Annotated in this window: 14 protein-coding genes and 1 pseudogene; 7 read left to right on the forward strand and 8 right to left on the reverse strand. The window is 68.0% G+C overall.

The window, feature by feature from the left end:
* Positions 1 to 5 precede the first annotated feature (5 nt).
* Positions 6 to 2,339, reverse strand: coding sequence for a DNA helicase PcrA (gene pcrA, locus AC5Y2S_RS23315; protein WP_499958675.1), 2,334 nt, complete (start codon positions 2,337 to 2,339; stop codon positions 6 to 8).
* Between the two features lie 236 nt (positions 2,340 to 2,575).
* Here pcrA and AC5Y2S_RS23320 point away from each other — a divergent pair, with 236 nt between their 5' ends.
* Positions 2,576 to 2,893 carry a chorismate mutase gene (locus AC5Y2S_RS23320; protein WP_499882075.1) on the forward strand — a complete coding sequence of 106 codons (318 nt, stop codon included), beginning with the start codon at positions 2,576 to 2,578 and terminating at the stop codon, positions 2,891 to 2,893.
* Between the two features lie 106 nt (positions 2,894 to 2,999).
* Entirely contained in the window at positions 3,000 to 4,664 is a 1,665-nt protein-coding gene (gene pgi / locus AC5Y2S_RS23325; RefSeq protein WP_499958677.1) for a glucose-6-phosphate isomerase, read from the forward strand.
* 16 nt (positions 4,665 to 4,680) lie between these two features.
* On the opposite strand, the gene AC5Y2S_RS23330 is transcribed toward pgi, so the two are convergent.
* The 4 genes and pseudogenes from AC5Y2S_RS23330 to cobF all read right to left on the reverse strand — a co-directional run bounded on the left by AC5Y2S_RS23330 (position 4,681) and on the right by cobF (position 7,072).
* On the reverse strand, positions 4,681 to 5,430 hold the full coding sequence (locus AC5Y2S_RS23330) for an SDR family oxidoreductase (protein ID WP_499958678.1): 750 nt from the start codon (positions 5,428 to 5,430) through the stop codon (positions 4,681 to 4,683).
* A gap of 29 nt (positions 5,431 to 5,459) precedes the next feature.
* Positions 5,460 to 5,930 carry a zinc finger domain-containing protein gene (locus AC5Y2S_RS23335; protein WP_499958727.1) on the reverse strand — a complete coding sequence of 157 codons (471 nt, stop codon included), beginning with the start codon at positions 5,928 to 5,930 and terminating at the stop codon, positions 5,460 to 5,462.
* A 150-nt stretch (positions 5,931 to 6,080) separates the two neighbouring features.
* Positions 6,081 to 6,323, reverse strand: a pseudogene (locus AC5Y2S_RS23340) (DNA-formamidopyrimidine glycosylase family protein); the annotation flags it as partial.
* A 5-nt stretch (positions 6,324 to 6,328) separates the two neighbouring features.
* A complete protein-coding gene (gene cobF / locus AC5Y2S_RS23345; protein ID WP_499958679.1) occupies positions 6,329 to 7,072 on the reverse strand; it encodes a precorrin-6A synthase (deacetylating) in 744 nt (247 codons plus the stop codon).
* 117 nt (positions 7,073 to 7,189) lie between these two features.
* Here cobF and AC5Y2S_RS23350 point away from each other — a divergent pair, with 117 nt between their 5' ends.
* The 4 genes from AC5Y2S_RS23350 to AC5Y2S_RS23365 all read left to right on the forward strand — a co-directional run bounded on the left by AC5Y2S_RS23350 (position 7,190) and on the right by AC5Y2S_RS23365 (position 11,251).
* Positions 7,190 to 8,095, forward strand: coding sequence for an AurF N-oxygenase family protein (locus AC5Y2S_RS23350; protein ID WP_499958680.1), 906 nt, complete (start codon positions 7,190 to 7,192; stop codon positions 8,093 to 8,095).
* A 227-nt stretch (positions 8,096 to 8,322) separates the two neighbouring features.
* Positions 8,323 to 9,261 carry a DUF4873 domain-containing protein gene (locus AC5Y2S_RS23355; RefSeq protein WP_499958728.1) on the forward strand — a complete coding sequence of 313 codons (939 nt, stop codon included), beginning with the start codon at positions 8,323 to 8,325 and terminating at the stop codon, positions 9,259 to 9,261.
* A gap of 260 nt (positions 9,262 to 9,521) precedes the next feature.
* On the forward strand, positions 9,522 to 10,295 hold the full coding sequence (locus AC5Y2S_RS23360; protein ID WP_499958681.1) for an STAS domain-containing protein: 774 nt from the start codon (positions 9,522 to 9,524) through the stop codon (positions 10,293 to 10,295).
* A gap of 89 nt (positions 10,296 to 10,384) precedes the next feature.
* Complete coding sequence (locus AC5Y2S_RS23365; RefSeq protein ID WP_499958729.1) at positions 10,385 to 11,251, forward strand: LLM class flavin-dependent oxidoreductase; 867 nt, start codon at positions 10,385 to 10,387, stop codon at positions 11,249 to 11,251.
* Between the two features lie 135 nt (positions 11,252 to 11,386).
* Here AC5Y2S_RS23365 and AC5Y2S_RS23370 read toward each other — a convergent pair whose 3' ends face one another.
* Positions 11,387 to 12,184, reverse strand: a complete 798-nt coding sequence (locus AC5Y2S_RS23370; RefSeq protein ID WP_499958730.1) for an enoyl-CoA hydratase/isomerase family protein — start codon at positions 12,182 to 12,184, stop codon at positions 11,387 to 11,389.
* A gap of 65 nt (positions 12,185 to 12,249) precedes the next feature.
* Here AC5Y2S_RS23370 and AC5Y2S_RS23375 point away from each other — a divergent pair, with 65 nt between their 5' ends.
* On the forward strand, positions 12,250 to 13,164 hold the full coding sequence (locus tag AC5Y2S_RS23375) for an SAM-dependent methyltransferase (protein ID WP_499958682.1): 915 nt from the start codon (positions 12,250 to 12,252) through the stop codon (positions 13,162 to 13,164).
* On the opposite strand, the gene AC5Y2S_RS23380 is transcribed toward AC5Y2S_RS23375, so the two are convergent.
* A complete protein-coding gene (locus AC5Y2S_RS23380; RefSeq protein WP_499958683.1) occupies positions 13,161 to 15,101 on the reverse strand; it encodes a fumarylacetoacetate hydrolase family protein in 1,941 nt (646 codons plus the stop codon). The genes AC5Y2S_RS23375 and AC5Y2S_RS23380 overlap by 4 nt on opposite strands.
* Positions 15,098 to 17,365 carry an ATP-dependent DNA ligase gene (locus tag AC5Y2S_RS23385; RefSeq protein WP_499958685.1) on the reverse strand — a complete coding sequence of 756 codons (2,268 nt, stop codon included), beginning with the start codon at positions 17,363 to 17,365 and terminating at the stop codon, positions 15,098 to 15,100. The genes AC5Y2S_RS23380 and AC5Y2S_RS23385 overlap by 4 nt, the downstream gene beginning before the upstream one ends.
* Positions 17,366 to 17,397 lie beyond the last annotated feature (32 nt).

Raw genomic sequence — 17,397 nt, forward strand, 5'->3', positions numbered from 1 at the left:
GCGTCCTAAAGCTTGCTGACCGGGGCGTGGTTGTGCATCAGCTTCACGCGCCCCGCGCTGCCGAAGTCGATCAGTGACATCGCCGACTCGCCGACGCCGGAAACCTCCTCGACCCGGCCGAGCCCGTACTTGTCGTGGGTCACCCGATCGCCGGGCTGCAGCACCAGCGGCGGCCGTTTGCTCGCCCCCGAGCGGGTCGGCGACGGGCGCGGCGCGCCGAAGCGTCCGGCGCCGCTCACCGGCGCACTGAACGATGGCGCGGGCGCGCTGCGCCGCCAGTTGATGAGCTCCTGCGGAATCTCGCGCAGGAAGCGCGATTCCGGGTTGAGCATCGGCTGTCCCCACGAGGACCGGACGATGGCCCTGCTCACGTACAGCCGCTGACGCGCCCGGGTGATGCCGACGTAGGCCAGCCGTCGCTCCTCGGACAGCTCGGTCGGATCGTCCAGCGACCGCATGTGGGGGAACATCCCGTCCTCCCAGCCGGTAACGAACACCACCGGAAACTCCAGACCCTTCGCGGTGTGCAGCGTCATCAGCGTGACCACGCCGGCGCCGTGCTCGGGGATGTCGTCGGCGTCGGCTACCAGCGACACGCGCTCCAGAAACGCCGCCAGCACCCCGGTGTCCGGGACGTCTTCGTCCTCGAGCGCCTGCTCCGACTCCTCCAGCGCGGCCGCGTTGGCCTGGTCGGTGCTGAATTCGTGTGCAACGCTGACCAATTCGTTGAGGTTGTCCAGCCGGGCCAGCTCCTGCGGATCGGTGGAGGACTCCAGCTCGTTGCGGTATCCGGAGCGCTCGAGCACCAACTCGACCAGGTCACCGAGGTCGTCGTCGAGGTGGCCCCTCAGGTCGTCCAGCAGCTCGACGAAACCCGCGATCGCCTTCTCCGCGCGCGTATTCAGCATCGGCACTTTGCCTTCGGCCGCGGCCACCAGCGCGTCTGCGAAGCTGGCGCCGGTGTTCTCGGCGTACACCGTGACGCACGCCTCGGCACGATCCCCGATGCCCCGCCGTGGCGTGTTGAGGATGCGCCGCATGCTGACCGCGTCGCCCGGGTTGTCCAGCACCCGCAGGTAGGCGACGATGTCGCGGATCTCCTTGCGCTCGTAAAACCGCACTCCCCCAACAACTTTGTACGGAATTCCGGCGCGGATGAAGACCTCCTCCAACGACCGCGACGAGTTGTTGGTGCGATAGAACACCGCCACGTCGTTGTAGGTGATCTCGCCGCGCTCGGCGAGCGCATCGATCTCCTCCGCCACGAACCTGGCCTCGTCGTGCTCGTTGTCGGCGACGTAACCGACGATCAGCTCGCCGGCGCCCGCGTCGGTCCACAGTCGCTTCTCACGGCGCCCGGAGTTGCGGGCGATCACCGAGTTGGCGGCCGACAGGATGTTCTGTGTGGACCGGTAATTCTGTTCCAGCAGAATGGTTCTCGCGTCGGGGTAGTCGCGCTCGAAGTCCTCGATGTTGCGGATGGTGGCGCCGCGGAACGCGTAGATCGACTGATCGGCGTCGCCGACCACGCACAGCTCGCCGGGCGGCACGTCGTCGACGGTCTCAGTGCCCACCAATTCCCGGACCAGCACGTACTGCGCGTGGTTGGTGTCCTGGTATTCGTCGACCAGCACGTGGCGGAAGCGCCGCCGGTAATACTGCGCGATTTCGGGGAACGTCTGCAGCACCGCGACGGTCTCGCCGATCAGGTCGTCGAAGTCCAGCGCGTTGGCCGCCCGCAGGCGCCGCTGGTACTCGCCGTAGACGGAGGCCACCGTGCGGCTCAACTCGTCGGAATCCTCGGTCAGGTTCGTCACGGCCTCGTCGGGGTAGACCAACTCGTTCTTCAGGTTGGAGATGGCGTTGGCCAGCAGCCGCGGCGAGTAGCGCTTGATGTCCAGCCCCATGTCGCGGCCGATCATCTGCAGCAGGCGCCGCGAGTCGTCGGCGTCGTAGATCGAGAAGTTGGAGTTGAGGCCCTTGATCAGCGACGCCTGGTTGCGCAGGATGCGCACGCAGGTCGAGTGGAAGGTGGACACCCACATCGCGCGGGCCCTGGGGCCCACCAGCCGCACCACCCGTTCGCGCATCTCCGCGGCGGCCTTGTTGGTGAAGGTGATCGCCAGGATCTGGCCGACGCCGACGCCCCGCGCCGCGATCAGGTAGGCGATGCGCCGCGTCAGGACGGCCGTCTTGCCCGAGCCCGCGCCCGCGACGATCAACAGGGGCGAACCCTCGTGCACCACCGCCTGACGCTGTTGCGGGTTGAGCCCGTCGAGCAGCTGCTCTGCTTCCGGGGCGGACTTGGCCTCAGTACTACTGGTCGCGTGCACACTCATGTCGGTCCAAATTTACCGCCGCCCGCCGACTACTCCGCTGGCCAGGCCCTCCGGCGCGGCGTGACCGTTTTTGCGTGGTCGCGGCCCTTAGTGGCACACTCGGTGGATGCTCAACAGGCAGCGCCGATTTTTCTACGGGTACCGGCCAGCGGTGCCCGTGGTGTAGCTGCTTTCGCAGAGCCCCGTGGTCCGCTTCCGGATTCGGGGCTCGTCTCTTTTGTGAGGCCCGATAACGGATGAGACCAGAACCCCCACATCAAGAGAATGCGGAGTTAGCAGAGATGAACATCGAGATGGTCGAGGCCCAAGAGGCCACCGACATTGACGCGTTGCGCCAGGAGATCGACCGGCTGGACGCCGAGATCCTGGCCGCGGTGAAGCGGCGGGCCGAGGTCTCGCAGGCGATCGGCAAGGTGCGGATGGCCTCCGGCGGCACCCGGCTGGTGCACAGCCGTGAGATGAAGGTCATCGAGCGCTACAGCGAGCTCGGTCCCGAGGGTAAGGACCTGGCGATGCTGTTGCTGCGGCTGGGCCGGGGCCGGCTCGGGCACTGAGCGGCGGCGCCCACACCTGGCTCGGTTGCGTCGGACCGCATTAGGGTCGAACCATGACCCGCGTCGGCGACGATGCAGAGCTTTGCGATGAGGAGGAGCGGCGCCCATGACATCCGTGCAAACCATCCCCGACATCACCGCCACCCCGGCGTGGGACGCCCTGCGCAGGCATCACGAACAAATCGGCCAGACCCATCTGCGGCAGTTCTTCGCCGAGGATCCCGATCGCGGCCGCGAGCTCACCGTCACGGTCGGCGACCTCTACATCGACTACAGCAAACACCGCGTCACCCGAGAGACGCTGGGGCTGCTGGTCGACCTCGCGCGCACGGCTAATCTCGAAGAGCGCCGCGACCGGATGTTCGCCGGGGCGCACATCAACACCTCCGAGGACCGGTCCGTGCTGCACACCGCGCTGCGGCTGCCCCGCGACGCCGAGCTGATCGTCGACGGCCAAAACGTCGTCGAGGACGTGCACGCCGTGCTGGACGCCATGGGCGACTTCACCGACCGGTTACGCAGCGGTGAATGGACCGGGGCCACCGGGAAAAAGATCAGCACCGTGGTCAACATCGGAATCGGCGGGTCGGACCTCGGTCCGGTGATGGTCTACCAGGCGCTGCGCCACTACGCCGATGCCGGGATTTCGGCACGCTTCGTCTCCAACGTCGACCCGGCCGACCTGGTCGCGAAGCTGGCCGACTTGGATCCTGCCACAACGCTTTTCATCGTCGCGTCGAAGACGTTCTCCACGCTGGAGACGCTGACCAACGCGACCGCCGCGCGCCGCTGGCTGACCGACGCGCTCGGCGACGCCGCGGTGTCCAAGCACTTCGTGGCGGTCTCCACCAACAAACGCCTGGTCGACGACTTCGGCATCAACACCGACAACATGTTCGGGTTCTGGGACTGGGTCGGCGGGCGTTATTCGGTCGATTCGGCGATCGGGCTGTCGGTGATGGCCGCCATCGGCAAGGAGGCGTTCGCCGATTTCCTGTCCGGATTCCACATCGTCGACCGGCATTTCAAGACCGCCCCGCTGGAGTCCAACGCGCCAGTGCTGCTCGGCCTGATCGGGCTGTGGTACTCCGACTTCATGGGCGCGCAATCGCGCGCCGTGCTGCCGTATTCGAACGATCTGTCGCGCTTCGCGGCCTACCTGCAGCAGCTGACCATGGAATCCAACGGCAAGTCGACCCGCGCCGACGGCACGCCGGTCACCACCGACACCGGCGAAATCTTTTGGGGCGAACCGGGAACCAATGGCCAGCACGCGTTCTATCAGTTGCTGCACCAGGGCACCCGGCTGGTGCCGGCCGATTTCATCGGCTTCAGCCAACCCGTCGACGACCTCCCCACCGCCGACGGCACCGGCAGCATGCACGACCTGTTGATGAGCAACTTCTTCGCCCAGACCCAGGTGCTGGCGTTCGGCAAGACCGCCGAGGAGATCGCCGCCGAGGGCACGCCCGCCGACGTCGTGCCGCACAAGGTCATGCCCGGAAACCGGCCATCCACTTCGATTTTGGCCGACCGGCTCACCCCGTCGGTGCTGGGCCAGCTGATCGCGCTCTACGAGCACCAGGTCTTCACCGAGGGGGTGATCTGGGGCATCGACTCGTTCGATCAGTGGGGTGTGGAGCTGGGCAAGACGCAGGCCAAGGCGCTGCTTCCGGTGATCACCGCCGACGCCTCACCCGCGCCGCAGACCGACAGTTCGACCGACGCGCTGGTCCGCCGCTACCGCACGGAGCGGGGACGCACGAGTTAGAGTCTGCTCGCGGCAGTCACGCGAACACCTTCGTCAGCGGGGGCGGTAGCACCCGCATCAACTGCACCAGCGGGCCCCACGGCCACCATGGCACCACGGCACGGCCGGGTTCGCGTTCGATCGCGTCGACCAACGCCTTGACGCCAGTTTCGTTGTCCACCATGAACATTGTGCTCTCCGACTTGGCGGTCATCTCCGACTCGATGTAGCCCGGCTCGATCAGCGAAACCTTGATCGGACCGCCGCGGTATTCGGCGCGCAGCGACTCACCCAGCGAGCGCATCCCGGCTTTGCTTGCGGCGTAAGCGGCTTTGACGCCCGGCACCCCCTTGTTGCCGAGCACCGACGAGATGAGCACCAGGTGGCCCGAGCCGCTCTTGGCGAACATCTCCAGCGCGGCCTCGATCTGGATCAGACCGGCCACCAGGTTGGTCTGGAGGGTTTTCCTGTTCGCCCACGGCTTGCCCGAACCCAGCTTCGCGCCATGGCCGATTCCGGCGTTGACGATGATGCGGTCGACGCCACCGAGCTCGTCGCTGATTTCGGCGAACACCTTCGGCACCCGCTCGTGGTCGTTGACGTCCAGCGCGGCGACGGCGATCTTGATTCCCGGATACCGCTGCGTCAGTTCGGCTTTCAGCTCGTCGAGCCGTTCGGTGCGACGGGCGCACAGCCCCAGGTCGCGGCCCTTGGCGGCGAAGGAGCGCGCCATCCCGGCGCCCAGGCCGGAACTGGCACCGGTGATGAGGATCTTCTGACGAGTCACCCAGGCAGCATATCGGCCACTGCCGGCGGCTACTTGAGCAGCCGCGACAAGCGGCGGTCGGCGAGCACCTTGCCGCCGGTCTGGCACGTCGGGCAGTACTGAAAAGACTTGTCCGCGAACGACACTTCGCGCACGGTGTCGCCGCACACCGGGCACGGCAGCCCGGTGCGGGCGTGCACGCGCAGGCCGGAGCGCTTCTCCCCCTTGAGCATGGCGGCGCCCTGGCCGACGGAGCGGCTGACCGCGTCGGTCAGCACCGAGATCATCGCGTCGTGCAGGGCGGTCAGCTGTTCGTCGGAGAGCTTGCCCGCGGTGGCGAACGGCGAGATCTTCGCGACGTGCAGGATTTCGTCGCTGTAGGCGTTGCCGACGCCGGCAATCACCTTCTGGTCGGTGATGACGGTCTTGATCCTGCCGGTGTTGCCCGACAGCACCCCGGCCAGGTCCTCGGGGCTGAGCTCCAGCGCGTCGGGCCCGAGGGCGGCGATGCCCGGCACCAGCTGCGGGTCGTCGACCAGCCACACCGCCAGCCGCTTTTGGGTGCCGGCCTCGGTGAGGTCGAAGCCGGGCGCCGCACCCGGCGTGCCCAGGTGCACCCGCATCGCAATCGGGCCCTTGCCGGGCCGCAGCGGCGCCGCGGCCAGCTTGTCGGACCACCGCAACCAGCCGGCCCGCGACAGGTGGGCGATCAGGAACAGCGGCCCGGCCTGCAACCCCAGGTACTTGCCCCAGCGCTGGGCCCCCGTCACGGCCTGGCCGTGCAGCGCGCTGATCGGCGGGTCAAAGGTTTTCAGCACCGAAAACGCGACGACGTCGACGCGCCCGACCGTCGCGCCGACGGCGTGGCGGCGCAAATGGTCGACCAGCGCTTCGATCTCGGGGAGTTCGGGCACGCCTTTCAGTCTGCCGGTCGGAGCAAATAGGTGTCCATGATCCAGCCGTGCCGCGCGCGGGCGTCGGCGCGCAGCTCCACGATCCGCGCGGCGACCTCGCCGACGGTGCCGGCCACCAGCAGCTCGTCGCCGGTGCCCAGGTAGGCGCCCCACCAGATCTTCGTGCCGGGCGGGCAGGTCTGAAACGAGCAGTCGGCGTCGAGCATCACCACCGCCGAGCCGGCCATGCCCTGCCGGCGCAGCTGCCTGCCCGTCGTGATCAGCACCGGTTCGCCGACCTCGTTGAGCGGGATGCGGTGCCGCGCCGTCAGCGCCTGGACCGCGGTGATCCCCGGAATGACGTCGTAACTGAAATCGAGCTCGACACCGACGGCGCCCAGGATGCGCAGCGTGCTGTCGTAGAGCGACGGGTCGCCCCAGGCCAGGAAGGCGCCGACGCCGTCGGGACCGAGTTCCGCGGAAATGGCGTCCGCCCAGACGCGCGCCCGCGCGGCGTGCCACTCCGCGACCGCCTCGCGATAGTCGGCCTCCGCGGACCGCTTTGGGTCGGGCAGCTCGACGAAGCGGTATCCGGGCTCGCGGATGAACCGCGCGCAGATCTCCCGTCGCAGCGCGACCAGGTCACTTTTCGCCTCGCCCTTGTCCATCGCGAAGAACACCTGCGTGTCGTTGAGCGCCTCGATCGCCTGGACGGTCACATAGCCCGGGTCGCCGGCTCCGATGCCGATCACGTGAATATGCCGACCCAAGAGGCCCTCCTCACTGCTTAAATCAGATTGCCGAATCGAGACCTCGAAGGCCTAGCCGGGACCCCAGGTACCCGATACCATGGGTACCGTCTGCAGCACCCAACGAAGGGACGCGCCATGACGACTGCGGTGAAGCCGGGCGGGCCGAGTCGTGAAGAGTTCTCGGACCGATTGCTGAAGGGCTCGATCAAGAAGTCCTACGAGCCGGTGGTCGACATCGACTGGGACGCGCCGCTGGACCCCGACAAGTTCTACCTGCCGCCGCGGCTGGTGTCGCTCTACAACACGCCGATGTGGGACGAGATGACGCGCGAGCAGCAGATCGACCTGTCCCGCCAAGAACTGGTCAACACGCTCTCGGCGGGAATCTGGTTCGAGAACATGCTCAACCAGTCGTTGCTGCGGACCATCTTGCACGAGGACCCCACCAGCTCCTCGACGCATTACAAGCTGACCGAGCTGGGTGACGAGACCCGCCACATGGTCATGTTCGGCAAGGCCATCGAACGCATCGGCGCAAAGCCGGTGCGCCCCAGGCTGTTTCACCGGTGGATCATCAACGCGCTGCCGCTGGCGTTCCAGCGGGGTTCGATGCTTTGGATGGCCGCCCTCATCGGCGAAGAAATCTTCGACTCGCTGCAACGGCAGATGATGGACGATCCCGAACTGCAGCCGATCATCCAGCGGCTCATGCGGATTCACGTCACCGAAGAGGCCCGCCACATTCAGTTCGCCCGCGACGGCGCGCGCAAGCGTGCCGCCGAGATGCCGCGGCTCAACCGGTTGTTCATGGCCAACATCAACGGGCTAGGCGGATACTTCTTCAACTACTTGTTCAGCAACCCCATCCCCTACGCGCGGGTGGGCCTGGACGCCAAGCGGGCACGAAAGACAGCGCGCACCAGCGCACACCGCCGCGAGATCCAGGTCGCCGGCTTCGCTCCGCTGGCGGCGTTTCTGACCGAGGTGGGCCTGCTGGGCCCGATCGCCCGCCGCGCCTGGAAGCGCAGCAGATTCCTGTGACCGAGCCGCCCGTGCGCTGCCATCGGGTGCTCGTCCTTGGAGCGGGAGACAGCGCACGGGCGGCCCTCCAAGGGGCGGGCGTCGCCGACGTCGTGACGCTCGAGGGCGAAGTGGCCGGCTCACGGTTCGACGACGCCACCCACACCTGGCTGTTGACGACGGACGGCGGCGAGACGGTGCGGGCCCGGGTCGTGGTGGCCGCCGACCCGCCCGCGCGGGTCCCGTGGATTCCGGACTTCGCCGGACGCGACGAATTCCGGGGCGAGTCGTTTCACACGGCGCGGTGGCAGGCGGGTTTCGACCCGGCCGGTAAGCGCGTCGCCGTCGTAGGCGCCGATTCCACCGCCGGCCATTACATCCCGTGGCTGATCAGCTCGGCGGCCTCCGTCACCGTCTTCGCGCATCCGCCGCGCCGGGTCGTCGACGAGCTGCCGCTGCCCGCCACCCGCGCCAAGCGCTGGCTGCGCCGGCGCATCCGACCGGCCGCCGACGCCCAGGCGCGCCCCACGCTCGTGCGATCGGCCGTCGTCGCCATCACCGCGTCGCGCCTCCGCACCGCCGACGGAGTCGAGCACGACGCCGACGCCATCGTCTACGGCACCGGGTTCGCGATGTCGGGCGAGGCGGGCTGGCGCGACGGCATGGAGCCCTATTACGGGGTCGCCCTTCGCGGCTTCCCGAACTACTTCTTCATCAGCGGGCCCGACACCGGAGCGCAGGCGCGGTACGTCGCCGAGTGCGTCGCGCTGATGGAGCGCACCGGCAGCACCCGCATCGAAGTTCGCCGCAGCAGCCAGCGGGTGTTCAACGAACGCCTCTACGTGCGACCCGCCCAGCCCCAGCCGGTGGCTTCGGCCTTCGATCTCGCGTCCGGCGCGAGCCGGCCCGACGCGACCTACGAGGGCGCGGCGACGCTGACGGTCGCCGGATCCGACCATCCGGTGCGCGTGCGTCTGGCCGGCCACCTGGACCCGATCGACGGCCATTACCACTGGCAGGGCACGGTCTTCGGATCCGCGGCGCTGCCCGGCGAGTCGCTCAAACAGGCGCGCACCGCCACGCTGACCGTCGGCGAGCGCAGCGCGCCGGCCCGCATCGTCGAGCTGACGCCGTGGGGCACGCACACGGTCGCGGGGGTCGGCGCTCCGCCGTACGCGCTGAGCTGAAGCGGCGCGGTAATCCGCAGGTTTGCCGATCGTGGCGTTCGGGTAATCGCGTTAGTCTCATTTTCATCTCGTGGGGGCGGGATAGGCGGCCGAATTCCAGGAGCGGGGGATATGGCAGCGGACGGCCGGATAAGGGAATCGCATCCGCCTTCTTTCACGCTGGGAATGCGGGGGCCTAAATTGCTATTGAGACACGCGGAACCGGATGACACGGCTTGCCGCGTCGCGGTCGGCGAGGATAAAGCCCTGACGGGAAAGGGGTGGCTGCGGTGAGCGCGGTAGCTGAGTCACCAAGCTCGCTGGCCGTTTCGACGCGCACGGAGCAGTCGGTCGTCGTGCTCACGGTCGAGGGCGTGCTCGACAGCAGCAGCTCCGCGGCGCTGCGCGACATCATCACGAAGGCCACCCTGGACGAGCCGTCCGCCGTCGTCGTCAACGTCTCCAAGCTGCAGGTGCCCGCGGAATCGGCCTGGTCGGGCTTCATCGGCGTGCGCTGGCAGGCGCACACCCGACCCGGAGTTCCGATAGTGCTGGTGTGCGCCGATCGCGCCGCCCGCGAGGCGATCACCCGAAGCGAGGTGGCCCGCTTCATGTCGGTGTACGCCACCGAAAAGTCCGCGCTGAAGGCGCTCGACCGGCTCACCAGCCGCACCGTTCGGCACGCCGATGCCGAACTGCCCGCCAACCTGACCAGTCTTCGCGAGTCACGCCGGCTGGTCCGGGAGTGGCTGACCGCGTGGTCGCAGTCCCCGCTCATCCCGGTCGCGTTGGTGGTCGTCAACGTGTTCGTGGAGAACGTGCTCGAGCACACCGGAAGCGTGCCGATGATGCGGGTCGAAACCGATGGCGCGACGGCGACCATCGCGGTGTCCGACGCCAGCAGCACACCGGCGCTGCGGCTGCAGTCGCCGGACAAGGGCATCGACGTGTCCGGCCTGGCGATCGTCGACGCGTTGTCGCGCGCCTGGGGCAGCACCCCGACGTCGTCGGGCAAGACGGTCTGGGCCGTGATCGGCCCCGAGAATCAGCTCTGACCGGCTGGCGCCTTGTTCGGGGACCCGCACGCGGGTAAAAGTAGAACACGTTCTAATGTCGTATGACGGCCCCCAAGGAAGGCGGAGACGTGCGGTTCACCTACGCAGAGGCGATGACGGACTTTCGCTACTACATCCCGCTGGCCAAGGCGGCCGAGGCGGCCGGCTACCACGCCATGACGATCGCCGACAGCATCGCCTATCCCTTCGAGTCCGACTCGAAGTATCCGTACACCCCCGACGGCAACCGCGAGTTCCTGGACGGCAAGGAGTTCATCGAAACCTTCGTCCTGACATCGGCATTGGGCGCGGTGACGTCGAAGCTGCGGTTCAACTTCTTCGTCCTCAAGCTGCCGATCCGGCCACCCGCGCTGGTGGCAAAGCAGATCGGTTCACTGGCCGCAATGACCGACAACCGAGTCGGGTTCGGCGTGGGCACCAGCCCGTGGCCCGAGGACTACGAACTGCTGGGCGTTCCATTTGCCAAGCGCGGCAAGCGCATGGACGAATGCATCGAAATCATCCAAGGCCTCACCACCGGCGACTACTTCGAATTCCACGGCGAGTTCTACGACATCCCGAAGACCAAGATGACCCCGGCCCCGTCCAAGCCGATTCCGATCCTGATCGGCGGGCACGCCGACGCCGCGTTGCGCCGCGCCGCCCGCCTGGACGGCTGGATGCACGGCGGCGGCGATCCGGAGGAACTCGACGCGCTGATCGCCAAGCTCAAGCGGTACCGCGAGGAGGAGGGCAAGACCGGCCCGTTCGAGATCCACGTCATCTCGGTCGACGGGTTCACGGTGGACGGCGTCAAGCGTCTCGAGGACAAGGGCGTCACCGACGTGATCGTCGGCTTCCGCATCCCTTACATCATGGGCAAGGACGACGAGCCGCTGGACAACAAGATCCGCAACCTGGAAATGTTCGCCGAGAACGTGATCGCGAAAGTCTGACCGGCACCGAGCCTTCAGTGTGAGCTCACGGCTTTCAGTGTGAACCCATGGCGCGATTCCTCCGCGTTCGCCGCCCAGGAGTCACACCGAAAGCCCAGGTTTCACACTCAACGTCCGGAGGTCAAAGTCTAGGCGTCACAGCGGATCCCACTTCGGGGGGCGCTTCTCCATGTGCGCCGTGGCGGCCTCGCGCGGGTTGTTGGTGAAGCCGCTGAGGATCTGGGTGCGGTTCTCCAGCTCTATGGCGTGACGCAGACTCGGCGCGTCCAGCGCCGCGTTGAGCCCAATCTTGGTCTGCCACACGCCATACGCGTTGTTCTGGGCGATCGATCGGGCCAGCTTGAGCGCCGTCGGCATCAGGTCATCCGGCGACACGACCTCGTGCACCAGCTTGATGCGATAGGCCTCGGCCGCATCGATGATGCGGCCGGTCAGCATCAATTCGCGAGCGACTCCGGCGCCGACGATCTTGGGCAGCAGGTAGCTGGTGCCCATGTCCATCGACGAGAAGCCGGCCTTGATGAACACCGATCCGAACCGGGCGGTCTCGGACGCGACGCGGATGTCGCTGACCAAGGTGAACGCCAGCCCGCCGCCGACGGCGACGCCGTTGACCGCGGCGATGACCGGGATGGGCAGTTCGTAGATCCGGGTGAACAGCTCGGCCAGGCGAACCTGCGAGTCGTAGTTGACCTTGAACGGCGGGCTGGCAGGTCTGGGTTTGGTCCACGCCTCGCCGGTGCCGCTGAGATCGGCGCCGGCGCAGAATCCCCGCCCGGCCCCGGTCAGGATCGCGACGCGGTGCTCGCCCTCGCCGAGGGCGTCGAGGGCCTCCTCCACGCCGCCGATCAGCGCGCCGTCGATCGCGTTCAGGCGCTCCGGGCGGTTGAGGGTGATGCAGGCGATGTTGTCCTCGAGGGTTGCGAATTCCACTGCGGGCATACGTGAACCGTAAGCGACACAGCGGATGTTCAGGGGCCCGGCCTAGCATGCGAACCATGACACGAAGCGAGGGTGATACCTGGGACCTGGCCAACAGCGTGGGCGCCACCGCCACCATGGTCGCCGCGGCGCGTGCGGCCGCCACCCGACGTCCGCAGCCGGTGATCACCGACAAGTACGCCGAGCCGCTGGTCCGCGCCGTCGGCCTGGACGTGTTCACGAAGCTGGCCAGCGGCGAGCTCGACTCCGACGACCTCGAGAGGGACGTCCCTTTCCCCCGCATGGTCGACACGTTCGCCGCCCGCGCCCGGTTTTACGACGACTACTTCGCCGCGGCCGGCAAGGTGGGCGTGCGCCAGGTCGTCATCGTGGCGTCGGGGCTCGACGCACGGCCGTACCGGCTTTCCTGGCCGGCCGGGACCACCGTCTACGAGATCGATCAGCCCGAGGTGATCGCGTTCAAGACCGCGACGCTGTCGGAGATCGGCGCGGCCCCGACCGCCGAGCTGCGCGCCATCGGCATCGACCTCCGCGAGGATTGGCCGGCGGCACTCCAAGACGCCGGCTTCGACCCCGCGCAACCGACGGCGTGGCTGGCCGAGGGCGTGCTCATCGGTTGGCTGCCGCCGGACGCCGAGGTCCGCCTGCTGGACTCGATCACCCCACTGTCGGCCGAGGGCAGCCGCTTCGCCGCCGACTATGGGTCGCTCAACGACGCCTCGCAGCAGTCAAAGGAGCAGGCGTTGCGCACGACCGAGGGCTGGCGCCGCCACGGGCTCGACATGGACATCGCCGCCCTGACCTACCCCGGCAAGCACACCGACGTCGCCGCGCACCTGGGCGCCGACGGGTGGGACACGACCACGTTTTCGCTCACCGACCTGTTCGCCGCGGCCGGCCTGCCGGAGCTCCTGGAGTCCGAGCACGGCCCGGCCGCCACGATCAGTTTCGTGCGGGCGATCAAGTCCTAACCGGTCCGCTTGGCGAGCCACTCGGCCTGCATCACCAGCAAGGCCATTACCTCCAGTTGTGGTGTGTCCAAGTCGAGTTCGCGGTAGCGCTGATAGACGTTGACGACGACCCGCTCGGCGTCCAGCCACGTCGCGTACTCGCCGAGGTCGATCGTGTCGGTGGCCTCGGCCCACGACAGTCCCTTGCGGTAGGCGGCCTCGGCCTGGTCGGCGACGTGCGCGAGATATCCACGGACGGCGCGGATCCCGTCCGGATCGCTGACCGGCCCGTGACCTGGCACCACGATCGGGGCGTCGAGCGCGATCATCGCATCGCACGCCGCGATCCAGTTGGCGATGGGGCCGGCCCACACGATCGGGGTGCAGCCGATGAACAGCAGGTCGCCGCCGAACAACACCCCCGCGTCGGGCACGTGCACGACGGAATCGGCGGCGGTGTGGGCGGGGCCCAGGTTCAGCAGGTCGATGCGGCGCCCGCCGACCTCGATGGTCAGGTTCCGGTCGAACGTCTGATCGGCGTTGCGCAGTTTGATGCCGCTGAAGTCGAAGTGCCCGAAGCGGTCTCGCACGTAGGGGGTCGCGACCGGGCCGAGGTTGGCGGTCTGCGCCATGGCCAGCATCTCGGGCGCCATCCCGTGCGCGATCTCGTCGGCGGTGCCCTGCGCGGCGAGGATGCGCACCGACGCGTCCAGCAGCTGGTTGCCGTGGGTGTGGTCGCCGTTGGAGTGGGTGATCAGGGCGTCGGTGATGGGCGCGCGATCCGTCGCCGGCCGCATCGCGGCGAGCATTTCGCGGGTCAACGCCAGGTCGAACAGCGTGTCGACGAGCAGCGACGCACCGTCGCCTGCGATCAGCCCGGCGTTGCTCCACCCGTAGCCGCCGTCCGGGAGCGTCCACGCCCACACCCGGTCGGCGACCACGTGCAGGCCGCGGGTGTAGGGCACCTTCGCCGGCGCCCGGTTGACCCGGGCCGCGGCGGGCGCCGCGTCCGGGTTGCGCCGGGCGGCCAGGGGGTGCGGCGGCCCGCTGGCGCGCACGGTTTGTCGGGTCTCCCCCAGCCCCTCGACCCGGAGGGTGACGACGTCGCCGTCGTGCAGCCAGCCCGGAAACGATTCCAGCGCACCGGGATTGAGGTGCTCGACGAGCGTACAGGTGGGCACGGTTCCGGAGCCGATGACGTCGCCGGGCGTGAGCGGCACGCCGCGCGAGACGTAGGAGATGACCTCGCCGAAGGTCCAGTCCATCTGGGCGGTCGACCCCGAGCCGATCACGGTGTCGTTGACCAACGCGGTCACCTGCAGGTCGAGCCTGCCGTCACGGCGGTACGGCTCGAGCTCGTCGGGCGTCACCAGGTAGGGGCCCAGCGTGACCCCGCTGTCCTTGCCCTTGCCCTGCCCGATCGCGAGCTGGCTTTCCCGCTGCTGCAAGTCTCGGGCGGACCAGTCGTTGAAGATGGTGTAGCCGATGATGGCGCGTTCGGCTTGGTCGACGGTCAGGTCCTTGCCGCCGACGCCGATGACGGCGGCGATCTCCAATTCGAAGTCCTGCCACGCGCTTCCGGGTGCCGTCGGTACGTCTTCGTAGGGTCCCAAAACTGTTGCCGGGCAGGCGAAGTAGAACGCGGGGATGCGATACCAGGTGTCGGCCAGCTCACGGCCGCCCCCCATCGCGGCCTGACAGTTGCGCATGTGATCCAAGAAGCACAGGGAGTCCCGGATCGACGGCGGGCGCGGGATCGGCGCGAGCAACGTGACCTCGTCGAGCCGTGCCACCGCCGACGGGGAACGCAACGCGTCTTCGCCGGCCTGGCGCAGCCCGTCGGCGCCGCGGCCGATCAGGTCGAGCAGCGTCACGCCCGGCGGCATCGCGTGGATGGTGTCGCCGGAGAGCACCCCGGCGCGTTCGCCGTCGCTACCTCGAAAGGTCAACCACTTCACTCGCGTACCACCTCACTTGGTTCCTTGTCCGGCCGCAGCCCGCGCCAACTCGATTGGCGCAACCGGTCATCCGGGGTCCATTCGCTGTAGCGCACCTCGCCGACCAGGACCGGCTCGACGAACGTCACTCCCCTGGCGTCCTGCCGGGACAGCGGGAGGTCAAACGGGGATTGGTCGGTCCGCAACGGCGCCAGCGTCTTCTTCAGGTTCGCCAGGTCGCGTTCGGTGAAGCCGGTGCCGACACGTCCGGCGAAGCGCAAACCGTCCGGACCCGGGATTCCCATCAGCAGCGAGCCGATGCCGCTGGTGCGCCCGCCTTCGCCCGCCTTCCAGCCGCCGATGACGACTTCCTGGGTGTTCCAGTTCTTGTCCTTGATCCACGACGCCGAACGCCGGCCCGGCTGATAGGTGGAGTCACGCTTCTTCCCGACCACGCCCTCCCAGCCGTATCGGCGTGAGTGCTCCAGCGCCTGGGCGCCGTCGCCGGGCAGCAGGTCGGGGACGATCAGATTGTCCCCGCCGCCAAGGATTTCCAGCAGCTTGCGCCGGTCGGAGTAGCGCGCGCGCAGCAGCGAGCGGCCGTCCAGGTAGAGCAGGTCGAACGCCCAGTACTCGACGCGGGAGCCGCGTCCCCGGTTCTGCATCTCGTGGAAGCTGGGCACCCCGGCCTCGTCCAGAATGACGGCCTCGCCGTCGAGCACCACGTGATGGTCGGCCAGATCCGCTGCGAGGGAACGCAAATCGGGATATTCCTTGGTGACCTCGCGGCCGCGCCGCGACCGGATCCGCAAGGCGCCGTGGTCGACCTCCACCAGGAGCCGGTAGCCGTCCCACTTGCCCTCGAAGGCCCACTGGCCCGCCTTCAGGGCGGCCACCGAACCCTCCGAGGCCAGCATCGGGGTGATGGCGTCGAAGTCGAACACCTTCTGGTCCTTCATCCGGTGCGCCAGCCACTGGTCGCCGTTGGTCTGAATCAGCGCGTAGCGCCCGAAGATCCGGTTGCCGTGCAGGTTGACGATGACCTCGTCGTCGAGAAACTTCTCGGCCTCGTAGGTGCCGGCATCCCAGATGACCACCTTGCCGGCCCCGTACTCGCCCTTGGGGATGTTCCCTTCGAACGCGCCGTATTCCAGCGGATGGTCCTCGGTGTGCACCGCCAGGTGGTTGACGGATGTGGTCTCGGGCAGGTTCTTCGGGACCGCCCACGACACCAGCACGCCGTCGCGCTCCAGCCGGAAGTCGTAGTGCAGGCGCCGGGCGTGGTGTTCTTGGATGACGAACGAATTGCCCTGGCCGGTAACGGGTTTCCCGGCTGGCACCGGCTCGGGGGTCTTCGACGCGTTGCGCATGCTGCGATATTTGCTCAGCCGGTCGCTGACCGGTGCGTCGGCGTCCAGCTCCGCCAGCAGATCGCCGTCGCGGGCGACCCGGTCGAGCACTTCGTCGTAACGGAGTTGGCCCACCGAAGGGTCCGCGATCTCTTCCCACGTGCGCGGTGCCGCGACGGTCGGCTGTGCGCGCCCGCGCAGCGAGTACGGTGCGATGGTGGTCTTCGAGCCGTTGTTCTGGCTCCAGTCGAGGAACACCTTGCCCGCCCGCAGGCTTTTGGTCATGGTGGCGGTCACCAACTTGGGCATCGACTGCTCCAGTTGCTGCGCAACACGTTTCGCAAGCACCGTGGCGCCCTTGCTGCTCACCGGGCTGTCGAGCGGCGCATAGAGGTGCAAACCCTTGCTGCCGCTGGTGAGCGGGAAAAGGGTGAGGCCGATATCGCTCATCAGCTCCCGCACGGCGTGGGCGACCTCGCACAGTTGCGGCATCGTCACGCCCTCGCCGGGATCGAGGTCGAACACCAAACGCGTTGCCGGGCCGGGCTTGAGTTCTTCGGCCCGGCTTCGGGTCCACTCGGCGACGAAGCGCCACTGCGGCACGTGCACCTCCAGCGCCGCCTGCTGCGCGATCCAGGCCAGCCCGTCGGGGCTGTCGATGATCGGATAGGTCGTCGTCCCGGAGCGGTGGGTGACGCTGGCCCGCGGCAGCCAGTCGGGCGCCGAGGACGCCAGCTGCTTTTCGAAGAACGACTCCTGCTCGACGCCGTTGGGCCAGCGCTTGCGGGTGGCCGCGCGCCCGGCGATGTGCGGCAGCATCACCTCGGCGATCCGGGTGTAATAGTCGAAAACGTCGGCCTTCGTGGTTCCGGTCGCCGGATACAGCACCTTGTCGGCGTTGGTCAGCTTGACCCGCGCCGGTGCTGTGGAAGCCATAACGTCAACCTAGTTGTTTCCGCGCGGGCGCC

Source organism: Mycobacterium sp. NGS69 (assembly GCF_059812165.1).

Excerpts from the sequence above, each read along its gene's own strand:
- pgi (WP_499958677.1), top strand. The coding sequence starts at position 3,000 with ATGACATCCGTGCAAACCATCCCCGACATCACCGCCACCCCGGCGTGG.
- AC5Y2S_RS23385 (WP_499958685.1), bottom strand. The coding sequence starts at position 17,365 with ATGGCTTCCACAGCACCGGCGCGGGTCAAGCTGACCAACGCCGACAAG.
- AC5Y2S_RS23375 (WP_499958682.1), top strand. The coding sequence starts at position 12,250 with ATGACACGAAGCGAGGGTGATACCTGGGACCTGGCCAACAGCGTGGGC.
- pcrA (WP_499958675.1), bottom strand. The coding sequence starts at position 2,339 with ATGAGTGTGCACGCGACCAGTAGTACTGAGGCCAAGTCCGCCCCGGAA.
- AC5Y2S_RS23320 (WP_499882075.1), top strand. The coding sequence starts at position 2,576 with ATGAGACCAGAACCCCCACATCAAGAGAATGCGGAGTTAGCAGAGATG.
- AC5Y2S_RS23350 (WP_499958680.1), top strand. The coding sequence starts at position 7,190 with ATGACGACTGCGGTGAAGCCGGGCGGGCCGAGTCGTGAAGAGTTCTCG.